The following is a 13836-nucleotide window of genomic DNA, read 5'->3' on the forward strand; positions in this document are numbered from 1 at the left end:
TTTCTCGACGGAGGGCGGATGACGACGCTCGACAGGAACGCGCTGACCGAGCGCACCGCGACGGGCATGCGCGAAGTGTTCGCGGGCAGACGACGCGGGCCGGGTGCCGCGCTGCTGTTCGCCGGGCCGGCGGTCGTCGCGTCGGTCGCGTACATGGATCCCGGCAATTTCGCGACCAACATCCGCGCCGGTGCGCAGTTCGGTTACGCGCTGCTCTGGGTCGTGTTGCTGGCGAACGTCATCGCGATGCTGTTCCAGGCGCTGTCGGCGAAACTCGGCATCGCGACCGGCCGCAACCTGGCTGAACTTTGCCGCACGCATTTCCCGCGGCCGGTGGTCGCCGGGATGTGGGTCGCGAGCGAGCTGGCCGCGATGGCGACCGAACTCGCGGAATTTCTCGGTGGTGCGATTGCGCTCGCGCTGCTGTTCAAGCTGCCGACGCTTGCCGGGATGGGCGTAATGGCCGTCGCGACTTACGGCATTTTGCTCGCCGACCGCAACGGCTTCCGGCCGATCGAGATCGCGGTCGGCGTGCTCGTCGGCGTAATCGGCCTGTGCTATCTCGCCGAGATGTTCATCGCGCCCGTCGCATGGGCCGAGGTCGGGCTACACGCGGTCGTGCCGGAGTGGCCGCGCGGCGAGGCGCTGACGATCTCCGTCGGCATCGTCGGCGCGACGATCATGCCGCATGCGCTGTATCTGCATTCCGGGCTCACACAGCGGCGCGTGGCGGGACTCGACACGGAGCAGCGCCGGATGATGGTGCGTTTTTCCAATTGGGAAGTCGTCGTTGCATTGTCCGTTGCCGGCGCCGTCAACATGGCGATGGTCGTGATGGCGAGCGCGGCGTTTCACGCGGGCTATCGCGACGTCGCCGAAATCGGCACCGCGTACCGGACGCTGACGCCATTGCTCGGAGCGGCTGCGGCAACGTGCTTTCTCGTGTCGTTGATGAGCTCCGGCATATCGAGCTCCGTCGTCGGCACGATGGCCGGGCAGATGATCATGCAGGGGTTCGTCGGCTTCCGGATTCCGGTGTGGCTGCGCCGGCTCGTCACGATGGCGCCGGCATTCGTCGTCGTCGGGTTTGGCGTCGATTCGATGCAGGCGCTCGTGATCAGCCAGGTCGTGTTGTCGTTCGTATTGCCGGTGCCGATGCTTGCGCTCGTGTACTTCACCGGCCGCCGCGACATCATGGGCACGTTCGCGAACGGACGCGCGACGCGCTGGGCCGCCATCGGCGCGATGCTCGTCATTGGTATGCTGAATATCGTTTTGCTCACGCGCGAACTGTCGCAGTGATGTTGTCGCAGCGACGGGGTATTTTCTCGAAAATCGAATAACGATTCGCGAGCCATTTGAATAAGCGGGCGGGCGGAAAATATTGCATGCCGGCAACGAGGCGACATGTCTTTTTTGCCGCGGCCTATGAAAAAGAAGGGAGCAGGCCCGCGTGGGGCGGCGGGCCCGGGCGCTTAGCGCGCTTTCAACATTTCGTCCGCGAGGCGATACGCGCCGAGCGCGCGCTTGGATTCGTAGTCGGCGATTGCCGAGACGTTGCGGCCGGCGTCTCGCGACAGCAGCCCCTGCAGCGCTGCCGCAGCGAAGAAATCGCGCAGGCCGGGTAGCGGCTGCTCCGATTCCGGCGCGGCCGGGACCACAGGATCGGGCTTCCAGAACACCGGCGACGGCGGAGGTGCCTTGTGTACGGAGGCAGTTTTTTTGGTGCTCACATCCTGGGACAACGACATCTTTCTTCCCCTTCGATCAGGTGTCAGTTGGCGAAGCTACATGAGGTCCTCGTTTACATGGCCGGCATATTTTTTGTGTTTTGAGAAGTACTAACGACAGATCGACGCGAATATTGGCCGGTAACATTTAATTCGTCAAAGGAAAAAATTGGTTCCAGCCGCTTGTGCTTATTGAGCACGATTTGTTCCCGGCACAATGAAAAGCAATGCTTGACGAGTAAAACGATATCGATGGTATGCCCGCGCAGGTGACGTTGTAATGACGCGCGCAATGTGTGATGGCGCACTGAAGGCTTGTCCGTTTTTGGTATGGACCAGCAGCGGCAATTGAATGGGATACCGAAGTATTACGCTCGCATTACCGAGACCATTCATTCGTCGCGGCGGACTCGCTCGCGTTACGCGGGCTTGTACGTAAAGGGTTCGCCGTCCTCACGCTCGACGGACAGCAGACGCTTCAGCTGATCGAGCGCGAACAGCTGGTTGCCGTCGGCCGCCGCCTCGGCGATCGCGGCGTCGACGAGCTTCCTAGCTCGCGCGAGGATCACCGATCGCTGACGCACGATCTCGAGCACCATGCGCTGTTCGATGCTCTGCCGGTTCGATTGCCTGTCGCTCAAGTGACGCCAGCGATCGCGAAGCTCCGCCCAGGTCACGCGTTGAAATTCCGGAATCGTGCCCGGCAGCGTGCCCGCGCCGGCCGGATCGGGCTGGGCGCGCAATTCGCAGCGCAGTGCGTTGCGCGCGCGCCATTCGTCAGAAAACGGCGCATAGACGTCGCGCGGGCGGCCGATCGGATTGGCGCGTTCGATTTCCTTTTCGAGCAGGTAGCTGAGCCGCCGAAGCGCGGAACCATGCGCGAGCATGTCCGGATCGAGCACGCGGATTCGCCGCGCAGCATCGGCGACGTGCGCACGCAATTCCCACAGCGTCAGTCGCAGGTGCTGCACTTCGAGGATCAGCCGCTGCACGTCTGCATAGGTGCACTTCGTCCACCATTCGGTGAGGTCGTTCAGCTTCGGAGGATCGAATGGGGGGAGAATCATTTTTGCTGCGCAGGTACTGTATGGATATACAGTTTATCGCGCGGTAACATAGCGCCGTCAAGCCGAAAAAATGGGGACGGCCGCGACGCACGATTGGCCGGTTGCGGCGCCGTGCAGCGCCCGTTTCCGTTCCCATTCGGCCGTATCCGGAACCTGACAGCCCAGATCGGGCGCCCGTCATCGCGCACGCCGACGGCGGCGTCCGACGTATCGCGACGCCAACAGAGAACAATGACGACAACTTATCCGCTGCATCATGCATTGACCGACGCCGGTACGGCGTTCCCGGCCGAAGCCGACATCGTGATCGCCGGCGCCGGCATCATGGGCTGCGCAGCCGCGTACTATCTCGGCCTGCGCGGCCTGAAAGCCGTCGTCCTCGACAAGTCGCGCATTGCCGGCCAGCAGTCCACGCGCGCATGGGGCTTCGTGCGCCAGCAGGGCCGCGAATCCGCCGAAGTGCCGTTGATGATGGCAGGCATGCGGATCTGGGAAGGGCTCGAGCAGGCGCTCGGCTTCGATCTCGAATGGCGGCAGGGCGGCTGCCTCTACATGGCGGACAACGAAGACGACTGGGCGTCGTTCCAGGCGTGGCTCGCCGTCGCGCGCGAGCACGGCCTCGATACACGTACGCTGTCGCGCGCCGAGATCGACGAGCGCGTGCGCGGCTTGTCCACGAGTGCGCGCACGTTCGGCGGGCTGTATACCGCGACCGACGGGCAGGCCGAACCGCGTCGTGTGGCCGCTGCGTTCGCCGCCCGCGCGGTCGAAGCGGGCGCACGTTTCTTCGAAGGCTGCGGCGTGACCGCGATCGAAACGGCCGGCGGTGCGGTCGCCGGCGTCGTGACCGAACGCGGCACCATCCGCACGCGACGCGTGATCTGTGCGGCCGGCGCGACGAGCTTCCGGCTGCTCGACGGCGTCGGCATCCGCTTGCCGCAACAGGCGGTGCGCGGCACCTGCATGCGTACCAACGTGCTGCCCGAAGTGTCGGCGGCGACGATCTGGGGGCACGGCCTCGGTATCCGTCAACGCAAGAACGGCGCAATCAATCTCGCGGACGACATGCAAGTCGACGTCGAGCTGACGCTCGGCCATTTGCGCGGCCTGAGCCTGTTCTGGCCGGAGTTCTGGTCGCAGCGCGAAAAATTCCGCCTGCGTCTGAATGGGGCCGCGTGGCGCGATGCGTGCATGCGCATCGGCGGCGGCATCGGGCCGATCGAGCCGCGCGATCCGCAGCCGCAGCCGAATCGGGCGCATGCGCCGCGGGCGCTCGCGAAGCTCAAGGCGATTTTTCCCACACTGAAGGACGCGCAGATCGTCGAGGCGTGGGCGGGCCTGATCGACGTGCTGCCCGACGGGATCCCGGTGATCGACGCGCCCGGCACGCCATCCGGGCTCGCGATCGCGACCGGATTCTGCGGACACGGGTTCGCGATGGGGCCGATCGTCGGCCGGTTGCTGGCCGAATGGGTCGATACGGGCGCGCCGTCGCTCGATCTGTCGGCGTTCCGCGCGCGGCGTTTCGTCGACGGGACGATGGTGCGGCCGCGCAGCATGCTGTAGCGCACGCGCGGCTGTGTTCGCGCCGTAGAATCGAGCCCGCATTCGTCAGGAGAATTTCCGTTGGCCACGCCTTCCGCCAAGCGCCGCTCGTTGCGCTTACGTCTACGCCGTGCGCGCGATCCTTGGCAGGCGCCGCGTGCACGCACGCTGTTCACACGGCCCGCGACGTCGCCGCGGCGCACGTTGTTGTTTCGCCTCGGCGTAGTCGTGCTGCTGTGCATGCTCGCGTTTCTGGTGTTGTATCTCGACCGCGACGGCCTGCGCGATTCGACCAAGAGCACGCCGATGAGCGTCGCCGATCTCGTGTACTTCACGATGGTTACGGTCGCGACGGTCGGCTACGGCGACATCGTGCCCGTTACCGCGCGGGCGCGCCTGATCGATGCCTTCTTCATCGTGCCGATCCGCATCGGCATCTGGTTCATCTTCCTGGGCACGGCGTATCAGTTCGTGATCCAGCGCGTCATCGAGGAATTCCGCATGAAACGCCTGCAGAAGCAACTGTCCGATCACATCGTCGTGTGCGGCTACGGGCTGTCGGGGTCGATCGCCGTGCGCGAGCTGCTCGAGAGCGGTGTCGATCCGTCGACGATCATCGTGATCGATGCGCAGCAGCAGGCGCTCGAAGCCGCGACGTCGCTCGGCGTGACCGGGCTGCTCGGCGATCCCGCGCACGAGGATCTGCTGCAGCAGGCGCAGGTGCGCGCCGCAAAGGCCGTGATCATTTCGGTGACCGACGATCCGACCGCGATCCTGCTGACGCTGTCGGTGCGCAGCATCGCGCCCGACACGAAAATCGTCGTGCGGATCCAGGAGAACCTGTATCAGCGGCAGTTGCGCCAGGCCGGCGCGGACGTGATCGTGTCGTCGACGAAGATCGGCGCGCTGCTGCTGGCCGATGCGGTGCATAGTCGCTACATCGTGCCGTTCGTCAACGACATGCTGTCGACGCGCGGACGCGCGACGCTGCTGGAGCGCGAGGCGCTGCCGCACGAAATCGGCTGCATGACGAACGTCGTGCCGGGGGCGATCGTCGTCGGGCTCGATCGCTGCGGAAAGATTCATTCGTTCTATGAGGATCCGCCGTGCCGGATCGAGGCGGGGGATACGCTTGTCGTGATTCAGTCCGCGAGGATTCCGGATGCGGATGTTTGATGATGCGTATGTTTGAACGAATAACTACGGCTGTCGTCGGCGCGCGCGATGCAGTAAGCAAGTGTGGGACGAATGAATTGCTGTCGTATGGAGGATGTTTCAGACGCGTCTGATAGCTGATCTATTTTGAATGTAATTTCGATGGAAATTTCGGTCGATCACGGGCCTCGCGCGAATTTGATCTCGAAATTGTGCCGGCGAATTTCGAGATGACGGATGAGGTAATATTCGGCCGATTGGAGATGCAATACACCTACACCAATGCTTCCGGGAAAGTGGTGACCGGCTCAAAAACTGTGTACGACCCTGCGGTGTACAGCGATCAAGCTATTTTGAATATGGCTCAAAACGCTGGTCAGCGTGGGTATGCGTTATATCTGAAGGATACGTCGCAGAGGATATTTGATGTGAGCCAAAACGGTGTAAATTTTCGAGTATACATCAATACCGATCCGAAGACGGGGCCGTCATTCGTGGGTAATGTGCATATCCAATTAAGTGAGTGAAAAATGGATTATTTTAATGAGGCGTTTGGCGGGTTTGATCCAGAAAGTGATAAGGACGCAGCGCTAAAATTTAGTCTCTGTGTGTTGGTGCTCGATAGCAGGATGCAGGAGCTGCTTCAGTTAATCGAAGGAGCTAATGATATTGGTGGTGTTGAGGGCGATCCGGGGTGGATTATTGAGCGCCGAGAGGGTGATGATGTTGTCGGGTATGAAGAGTGGCCAAATGGAGTTGAATTTAGAGCTTTCGTCGATCCAAATGAGTATTCGCTTTCTCATCCAGAGTTTTTCGTTGATCGGCGGACATTTATTCGGTACGTTGTTGCGCTGATGAAAGTTTATAGACGTCGTCACCATGACGAAACAGATGTGGTGCGTCGCATCGCGGAGGTGATTGGAATATCTTGACGCATCGCGGTGACGGACACGAAGTTCAGTGGACTGATGGATGACCATTTATCGCGATGGTGCCCGGATTGGCACCGGGAGTACTGCTAGTACTGCTGATGCGGTTTGCTATGAAGCCGCGACAGGGAGTCCGGTTGGTGGTGTTTTCCACACTCAGAAAGCGCAAGATTATTCAACGGCACTGCAAAAGTGGTTAGACTCAAATCCCAGTGCTTCATTCAGCGATCGTTTCGGCAACTCAGAACGTACTGAAGGATCTCCAGAATGCATTGAAAGGAAAGTGATGAACACATGGAAAGATTTTGTGGCCGATTTGATGAAAATAGAATCTCTTCGGTCGGCTAGACGTTCGTTGCCAGCGGCAACATGAAGACGGTCGACTTCAAGCTCAACCGCGTGTTGTCACGCAGCCGAAACGATGTGTTCGGTGCGCAGGTTCGCCTAACGCGCCGCTTCGGCGACAGCTACATCGAAGGTACGACGATACCGTCGTCGCACCAGAACGCGACCTTTCTCGAATTCGGGCTGAACGACCGGCACTATTTCGGCTCGTCGCAATTCGACGGTTCGCTTGCCTATCGCCAAGGGCTCGGATGGCTTGGTTCAACCGACAGCATGTTCGCGGCGGAGGGTGGACAGACTTACAGGTTCAAGATGGTCGTGCTCGATGCGAATCTGTCGACACCGTTCGTCATCGGTACACAGCCGTTCAAATATGTGACGACGTTTCATGGTCAGTACACCGGCAATACGGTTTCATACCTCGATAGCGTCACGATCGGCAGTCGTTATACCGTGCGGGGATTCGACGGTGAAACGCTACTGGCAGGATCGCGTGGATTCTACTGGCGCAACGAATTGCAGGTTCCCATCGCGCAGACCGGGCTATCGGCCTATGCTGGTCTCGACTACGGTCGGGTCTGGGGGCCAGAGCCGGTTGCCTTGGTTGGCACGCAACTCGCCGGTGCAGTGATTGGCGTCAAGGGCAGTGTCACGACTCGGTTCGGCGGATACGGCTACGATCTTTTCGCGGGCACCCCCGTGTATAAAACTTCCGGATTTGAGATCGCGCGCGTCACACTCGGATTTCAGCTTACCGCGCAGTTCTAAGGGCGCGTGTAACAGTCAATCAACGCTCGTGCGCTGCGCCGTCAGGCATATGGATCGGCCGGCCGAAATTCGTTAGCGGAGGCGATGCAACACGCAGCGCAGGTGAGTCAGTAATTGCTGTCGTGGAGATTTCAATGCTGAAGAATGCATTGGCCGGAACCGAGGCTCTCTGAGGTCTGGTGGGGACTGGGTATTCCCACTGGAGTGGCCATGATGTTGATTAACGTCTGTGTCAGATACGTCGTTCGCCTGCAGACGCCGAATTTCTACATAATGCTGCTGCTCGGTGCGCAGATGGTATTGATCGCCGCGTGGGTGCGCACGGCCTGGATTTGTGCTCCGAATCTGAAGCACCGTTTATGGATGTATCTTGTGCGAATCTGGCTTGTGATCTGGCTGCTTGCACTTGTTCAACAAGCGTTGCGGCATGGGTAAGCGCTTGCCCGGCGCCATAGCGGAATTTGCCCACGCTCGTCGATCACGCACGCGAGACCATGCCGACTCCGTCGCACCGGATAAGCGGCGGGCGTAACGCGCGCTGCGAACCGTTCCGCAAGACCGTTCGACCAACCGAGCGCCAACGTGGCGACGCGTGAGAAGCGGCGTCGCTTCGCAAGCGCGGTAGCCGGTACACCACTTGATCCCGTTCCACGATGATTGATCGCACCGACAGCGCACCGAAGGACACGGCTTCCGTATCGCCCGACCCGGCGAGAAGCCGCTGGATGCTCGTTCGCTGGGTCATCTCGTCCGCCACGCTGAACGTTCCGCAAGCCGCGGGCCCCATCGCCTTTTCGTTGCTCGCACTGAGCATGACCGGAAAGGCGAGCGGCGGCGCGGCGATGATCCTTGCGATGACGCTCGCTCAAGTCGCAGGCGTCATTCCTCTCACACGGTTCGGTGCGCAACGGCCGGCCGCAGCGTTTCTCAGAGTCCTGGTCGGCGCCCGCTCGCTCGCGTTGCTGTCGATTGCAGTCGGCGCGTGGTGTCGCGTTCCATTTTCGGTGGCCATCGGTCTCGCAGCGTGCGCCGGGCTGGTCAACGGTGCGGCGCACGGCTACGTGCGTGTGGTGCTCAATCAACTGGGACCGTCGATCAAGCTTCCGCGAGCATTGGGTATCGCGGCCACGCTCAATGAAGTGACGTTCGGATTGGCGCCGGTTGCTGCGTCAGGCCTCGGCCTCGTGTCGCCGTCGTTCGCGATCGTGGTGATCGCGATGTTGGGGGCGATACCGGCGTTGATGATCCCCGACACGGGTCTCCATCATGCGCGAAGCGCGAACGCCGCGACGAGAGGCAACGTGCTGACGATGTCGATCGCGTTATGGCTCATCTGCTCGACAGCGGGAGCGTCGGCCGTGGCCGCGGTCGAAATCGGTGCCGTGGCGCTTGCATTGAGATTCGGCCACCAGCCGGCGTTTGCGGTGTTTTTTACCGTCCCGCTTTGTATCGCGTCAGTGGCGGGCGGGGTATGGGTCAGCATTCGGAACCGCATGTCGACGCGGAATACGGTCGTCGTGCAATTGTCGGTGATGATGACGGGTTCGTTTCTGACGGCGCTCGGTATATCGGCCTGGACTACGGTGCTGGGCGCCGTGCTGATCGGTTCCGTCGTCGCGCCGTTGGGCACGCATTATTCGCTCGCCCTGGACGCATTGGCGCCGCCGCAGCGCAGGGCGGAGGTGTTTGCGTGGCTGCGCACGGCCAATGCGACGGGCGTCATATTCACCAGCGCGGTGTTGACGACGGTCCCGTTGTCGACGGCATTGGTTGCGGTGACCAGCCTGGTGATGGCGACCGTCGCCGTGGTGGCGTGCGTTTCAATCAGCGAACGGCTTCGACACGGGCTCGGAATACAACCGGCGAACGCTACGCGTGCTTCGCGTACCGAGCCCGAGTGACACGAGGTGCGAACGCATGATGCGCGTCGGGGCGCGAACGGTGGAGGAGGCGACGCACATGCCTGCTGTTCAATGGCTTTACACGCGGCGCATCGTATGGGCCGTACCGAGGTGCTGACACCGATCAACCGCTGCCGATCGATCAAGCGGTCTGTACGTGCGCGCCGTTTCGCAGCAGCCTGCCGAACGCATCCGGCTCAAGCGGATGGCCGAGCAGGAATCCTTGTACCTCGTCGCACATCAATATCCTGAGTTGGGCAAGCTGCGCCGCAGTTTCGACGCCCTCGGCGACCACATCCATTTTCAGCGTGTGCGCCAACGCAATGATGGCCCGAACGATCGCATTCCCTTCGGGATTGTGCTTGTCGAGCCCTTGAGTGAAAAAGCGGTCGATCTTCAGCTGCTTGGCCCGAAACCGTTGCAGATAGCTCAGGCTGGAATAACCGGTGCCGAAGTCGTCGATCGCGACCTCGAAGCCATTGGCCTGGAATTCGTGAATCATGGCCGTCGTGTGCGCGGCGTCATGCATCGCGACGCTTTCCGTAATCTCGAACATGAGTTGCGCGGGCCTTACACGCTCGGCGCCCAGGATCCCGAGAAAATTCGAAACGAGGCCCGCCTCCGCGATCTGCCGCGGCGACAGGTTGATCGCGACCTGCAGAGCCGGCAATCCGTCTGCGTGCCAGCGATTCAACTGGCGGCACGTTTCCCGGACGACCCAGTAGCCGATTTGCACGATCTGCCCGGTGCGCTCCGCGATGGGGATGAACTCCCCGGGCATCAACGTGCCGAGTTCCGGATGGTTCAACCGCAATAGCGCTTCAGCCCCGGTAATCGCGCCGCTGCGACCGTGGAATTTCGGTTGAAAATGCAGTTCGAAGTAGCCCGCGACGACAGCGTCGTGCAACGCACGCTGAATCTGCAGCGTGCGGTTCACCGCCACGTTCATGTCGCCCCGGAAGAAGCGGTAGGTGCTGCGTCCGGCGCGCTTTGCTTCGTACATCGCAACGTCCGCATGCTTGAGCAGCACTTCGACGGTATCGCCGTCACGCGGGTAGAGCGCAATGCCGATGCTCGGCGTGACCTGCAGCGGCTGTGCGTCGTTCCACAGGCCCTCGCGCATTCGATTCAATACGTGTTCTGCCGCACGCTCGACGTCGTCGATCGACGAGACGCTTTCCAGCAGCACCACGAATTCGTCGCCGCCCAGGCGCGCGACGGTGTCCGTGGCGCGCACGCATTGCTGCAATCGGCGCGCGAACGCCTTCAGTACCTCATCGCCCGCTGTGTGTCCAAGCGAGTCGTTGATCGTCTTGAAGCCATCGAGATCCATGAACAGCACGGCAAACTTCGTTTCGGACTGCCGCTCCGTATGGATCGCGGCCTCGATTCGCTCCATCAGCGTGCGGCGATTCGGGAGGTCGGTCAGTTCGTCGAACCGCGCCATGCGAACGATCTCGCCGTTAAGCCGCGATATCACGCTCGCGAGCAACGACGTTCGCGCGCCGGAGCGGCTGAGTACGAGCGTCACGATCAGGATCGTCAGCGTGGATAGCGTCACGGCCGTGGCGAGCAACGGCGTCGCGATCTGTTGCGCTGCGCCGCAGACCGAACCCGGCAGGAACGTGGCCGCGGCATTCGCCGTGTAGTGCATGCCGGTTATCGCGATGCCCATCACGCAAGCGCCGGCGATGCGTTTGGCGTTCAACTGGCGTTGATTCGCGGCGTTGAGAAACTGCGTAATCCATAGCGCGGCACCGGACGCGACGATCGCAATTCCGATCGATGCGGCTACCAGCAGCGGATCGTAAATGATCGCCGGCTGCATCTTCATCGCGGCGTCTCCGGTGTAGTGCATGCCGGCAATGCCCAGTCCCATCAGGACAGCGCTGGTGACGACGTGCACCGGGGATAGAGACGCGCGGGAGATGACGTACAGCGCAAACCAGGACACTCCGATCGCGATGGCGAGCGACGCGCTTGTAATCGCGAAGTCGTAGCCCAGCGGAATGGGCAGCGAAAACGACAGCACGCCGATGAAGTGCATCGACCAGATGCCGATACCCATCGCCATGCCGCCGCCGGCAATCCACGCCTGGCGCACCCGGCCCTGGCTCAGCAACGCAATTCGGCCGGAGAGATCAAGCGCCGTGTAGGCCGCGAGTGTCGCGACGGCCAGAGACAATGCAGCAAGCCATGGGTTATAGGTGCCGTGCACGATGAATCTCCCCGTTTTCCGCTACCGATGACATGCGCGCTACCCGAGCCTGGATTTTGATTTGCCACGCATTATACGGGCCGTTGATTCGTGTTATCCGACCGGAATTTGCTTTCTTTCAGTTGCGTGACGATGCGGCCTCCGAACGGCTTTTCGCGCAGTGGGCCGTTGCGTCGTTCGAACCGACCGCGCGCCGTTCGACGAAGCTCGTCGTGCCCTCGCGATCCGGCTACTGCGACTCACGCGGATCGCGATGCGTCGCCCAATCGTCTGACATAATTGCATTCGACACGCCCATGTCGCGCCGTGGTCGACGCTACACCCGCTTGCCGTGCCGCCGCGCGTTTGTATCACGTCATCGAGGTCACTGAGGAGACACATGAAAAACAGGTCGGCGGCTCCGTACACCATCGTCGCGATCGGCATCGTCGTCGCGTGCGCACTGATGGGCCTCTGCGTGCTACAGCTGTTGCAGAGCCGCCATGACGCGCTGGAGCGGGCGAGCGAAACGTCGCGCAATCTCGGCCTGATCGCCGAGCGCGACATCGAACGCAATTTCGAACTCTACGATTTGTCGTTGCAGGCGGTGATCGAAGGCCTCAAACGTCAGGACGTAATGAATGCGCCACCGAGCCTGCGGCGCGCGGTACTGTTCGACAACGCGATGACCGCGCAATTTCTCGGCTCGGTGCTGGTGCTCGATGCCGGCGGCAACATCGTGCTCGACTCCGGCAACGACGTGCCGCGTCACGGCAATTTCGCCGATCGCAAGTACTTCACGGTCCACCGCGACGATCCGAACGTCGGGCTCTACATCAGCGATCCGTTCGCGTCGCGCCTGCGCGGCGGCACGCCGAGCATCGGGCTTACGCGGCGGATCTCGAACCCGGACGGTTCGTTCGCCGGCGTCGTGCTCATTGCGGTGAATCTCGAGTACTTTCACCAGCTGTTCGCCGGACTGTCGCTCGGGCAGCACGGTTCGATCTCGCTGATCGGCAACGACGGCTTGATGGTGATGCGTCAGCCGTACGACGTACACACGATCGGCCGCGACATCAGCCACGCGGCGACCTTCAAGCGATTCCAGGCCGCGAAGGAGGGCGTGTTTTCGGAAACCTCGTCGCTCGACGGCGTGCGTCGTCTTTACTATTTCCGGCATTTGCCGAAGCTGCCGCTGATCATCATGGTCGCGGAAGCGGAGCAGGACATCTATGCGGCATGGCGGCATCGGGCCATGACGATCGGTGCGCTGGTGGCGACGTTCGGCGCCGCGTTCATCGCGGTGTCGGTGATGCTCGGCACGCAGCTGCGGCGGCGGATGCGCGCCGAGTCCGAACTCGTATTGCTCGCGCGCACCGACGGTCTCACGGGCCTGAACAATCGCCGCAGTTTCGCTGAAGTGCTGGACCGCGAATGGCGGCGTGCACGGCGCGCGCGATCCGTGTTCTCGCTGCTGTTCGTCGACGTCGACCGCTTCAAGGCTTACAACGACACATACGGCCACCAGGCCGGCGACGACGCGCTCGCGGCGGTCGCGCGTTGCATCGGCGACAACATCCGCCGGCCGCTCGACACCGCGGCGCGCTACGGCGGGGAGGAGTTCGTCGTACTGTTGCCCGATACCTCGCAGACCGGCGCCGCGCAGATCGCCGAGCGTATTCGCGCGGCGATCGATCAGCTGGCGCTCGAGCATGCGGGCAGCGAATACGGGCACGTCACGGCCAGCATCGGCCTCGCGAGCTGGGTGCCGAAGGACGACGAAGAGGCCGGCACCGTGATCAAGGCCGCAGACGAGGCGCTGTACTACGCGAAGGCGACCGGCCGGAACAAGGTTGCCGCTTTTCAGCCTCCGGCGTGACGCGTGACGCGTGACGCGTGACGCGTGACGCGAAATGCGCCCGCGCCGCTCCATGTGCCGCGAGCTATCGGCCGTTGCGGCAGCGGACGTGCGCGATCGTCACGCACGATCGCGGCGCGGCAACTTCGTGACGTACGTCGAATAATTTGTCGGGTTGTATCGTTCGGGATCCGATGGACCGTGCCGTCGGACACGCGTGGGCCGGCTGCGCGCGATAGCGACGACGGGCCGGCCGCCGCGTGAACGGGAGTTCAGCGGGACCAGGCAACGCGTTCGCCGCACATGGCGGTCTTCGCGCTACAGTGTGCGTCAATCGCCTT

At 62.2% G+C, this 13836-nt stretch carries 12 protein-coding genes and 1 pseudogene; 10 read left to right on the forward strand and 3 right to left on the reverse strand.

Annotated elements, in window-relative coordinates; genetic code table 11:
* Nucleotides 1-18: 18 nt before the first annotated feature.
* Nucleotides 19-1302: an Nramp family divalent metal transporter gene (locus tag KDW55_RS03920; protein ID WP_212161187.1), complete on the forward strand. Its 1284-nt coding sequence runs from the start codon at nucleotides 19-21 to the stop codon at nucleotides 1300-1302.
* A 173-nt stretch (nucleotides 1303-1475) separates the two neighbouring features.
* On the opposite strand, the gene KDW55_RS03925 is transcribed toward KDW55_RS03920, so the two are convergent.
* Nucleotides 1476-1751, reverse strand: coding sequence for a hypothetical protein (locus KDW55_RS03925; protein WP_040140150.1), 276 nt, complete (start codon nucleotides 1749-1751; stop codon nucleotides 1476-1478).
* A gap of 398 nt (nucleotides 1752-2149) precedes the next feature.
* The gene (locus tag KDW55_RS03930) at nucleotides 2150-2797 is read right to left on the reverse strand and encodes a hypothetical protein (protein WP_212161186.1); all 648 of its coding nucleotides are present in this window, start codon (nucleotides 2795-2797) and stop codon (nucleotides 2150-2152) included.
* Nucleotides 2798-3028: 231 nt separating this feature from the next.
* Between KDW55_RS03930 and KDW55_RS03935 the strand changes: the two genes are divergently transcribed.
* From KDW55_RS03935 to KDW55_RS03970, 8 genes and pseudogenes are all read left to right on the forward strand, one after another.
* Nucleotides 3029-4363: an FAD-binding oxidoreductase gene (locus tag KDW55_RS03935; RefSeq protein WP_069243095.1), complete on the forward strand. Its 1335-nt coding sequence runs from the start codon at nucleotides 3029-3031 to the stop codon at nucleotides 4361-4363.
* A 60-nt stretch (nucleotides 4364-4423) separates the two neighbouring features.
* Entirely contained in the window at nucleotides 4424-5518 is a 1095-nt protein-coding gene (locus KDW55_RS03940) for a potassium channel family protein (protein WP_040140144.1), read from the forward strand.
* A gap of 242 nt (nucleotides 5519-5760) precedes the next feature.
* Nucleotides 5761-6024, forward strand: a complete 264-nt coding sequence (locus KDW55_RS03945; RefSeq protein WP_209822721.1) for a hypothetical protein — start codon at nucleotides 5761-5763, stop codon at nucleotides 6022-6024.
* A gap of 3 nt (nucleotides 6025-6027) precedes the next feature.
* The gene (locus tag KDW55_RS03950) at nucleotides 6028-6429 is read left to right on the forward strand and encodes a hypothetical protein (protein ID WP_212161184.1); all 402 of its coding nucleotides are present in this window, start codon (nucleotides 6028-6030) and stop codon (nucleotides 6427-6429) included.
* Nucleotides 6430-6469: 40 nt separating this feature from the next.
* Nucleotides 6470-6799, forward strand: coding sequence for a hypothetical protein (locus KDW55_RS03955; RefSeq protein ID WP_212161230.1), 330 nt, complete (start codon nucleotides 6470-6472; stop codon nucleotides 6797-6799).
* Nucleotides 6754-7539, forward strand: a pseudogene (locus KDW55_RS03960) (ShlB/FhaC/HecB family hemolysin secretion/activation protein); the annotation flags it as partial. The gene KDW55_RS03955 and the pseudogene KDW55_RS03960, both read left to right, overlap by 46 nt.
* 210 nt (nucleotides 7540-7749) lie before the next feature.
* The gene (locus KDW55_RS03965; RefSeq protein WP_212161183.1) at nucleotides 7750-7974 is read left to right on the forward strand and encodes a hypothetical protein; all 225 of its coding nucleotides are present in this window, start codon (nucleotides 7750-7752) and stop codon (nucleotides 7972-7974) included.
* A 218-nt stretch (nucleotides 7975-8192) separates the two neighbouring features.
* Nucleotides 8193-9440, forward strand: coding sequence for an MFS transporter (locus KDW55_RS03970; RefSeq protein WP_212161182.1), 1248 nt, complete (start codon nucleotides 8193-8195; stop codon nucleotides 9438-9440).
* 142 nt (nucleotides 9441-9582) lie between these two features.
* Here the strand turns inward: KDW55_RS03970 and KDW55_RS03975 are convergent, their stop codons facing one another.
* Complete coding sequence (locus KDW55_RS03975) at nucleotides 9583-11658, reverse strand: EAL domain-containing protein (protein ID WP_212161180.1); 2076 nt, start codon at nucleotides 11656-11658, stop codon at nucleotides 9583-9585.
* Between the two features lie 379 nt (nucleotides 11659-12037).
* Here KDW55_RS03975 and KDW55_RS03980 point away from each other — a divergent pair, with 379 nt between their 5' ends.
* Nucleotides 12038-13516, forward strand: a complete 1479-nt coding sequence (locus KDW55_RS03980; RefSeq protein WP_069243090.1) for a sensor domain-containing diguanylate cyclase — start codon at nucleotides 12038-12040, stop codon at nucleotides 13514-13516.
* Nucleotides 13517-13836: the final 320 nt, after the last annotated feature.

It is taken from the genome of Burkholderia sp. AU19243 (assembly GCF_018148075.1).
GTDB classification, from domain to species: Bacteria; Pseudomonadota; Gammaproteobacteria; order Burkholderiales; family Burkholderiaceae; genus Burkholderia; species Burkholderia latens_A.

Bases quoted from the DNA above. Each gene is read 5' to 3' on its own strand.
- KDW55_RS03980 (WP_069243090.1), top strand. From the start codon at position 12,038: ATGAAAAACAGGTCGGCGGCTCCGTACACCATCGTCGCGATCGGCATC.
- KDW55_RS03935 (WP_069243095.1), top strand. From the start codon at position 3,029: ATGACGACAACTTATCCGCTGCATCATGCATTGACCGACGCCGGTACG.
- KDW55_RS03945 (WP_209822721.1), top strand. From the start codon at position 5,761: ATGCAATACACCTACACCAATGCTTCCGGGAAAGTGGTGACCGGCTCA.
- KDW55_RS03925 (WP_040140150.1), bottom strand. From the start codon at position 1,751: ATGTCGTTGTCCCAGGATGTGAGCACCAAAAAAACTGCCTCCGTACAC.
- KDW55_RS03965 (WP_212161183.1), top strand. From the start codon at position 7,750: ATGATGTTGATTAACGTCTGTGTCAGATACGTCGTTCGCCTGCAGACG.
- KDW55_RS03930 (WP_212161186.1), bottom strand. From the start codon at position 2,797: ATGATTCTCCCCCCATTCGATCCTCCGAAGCTGAACGACCTCACCGAA.
- KDW55_RS03920 (WP_212161187.1), top strand. From the start codon at position 19: ATGACGACGCTCGACAGGAACGCGCTGACCGAGCGCACCGCGACGGGC.
- KDW55_RS03970 (WP_212161182.1), top strand. From the start codon at position 8,193: ATGATTGATCGCACCGACAGCGCACCGAAGGACACGGCTTCCGTATCG.
- KDW55_RS03955 (WP_212161230.1), top strand. From the start codon at position 6,470: ATGACCATTTATCGCGATGGTGCCCGGATTGGCACCGGGAGTACTGCT.
- KDW55_RS03950 (WP_212161184.1), top strand. From the start codon at position 6,028: ATGGATTATTTTAATGAGGCGTTTGGCGGGTTTGATCCAGAAAGTGAT.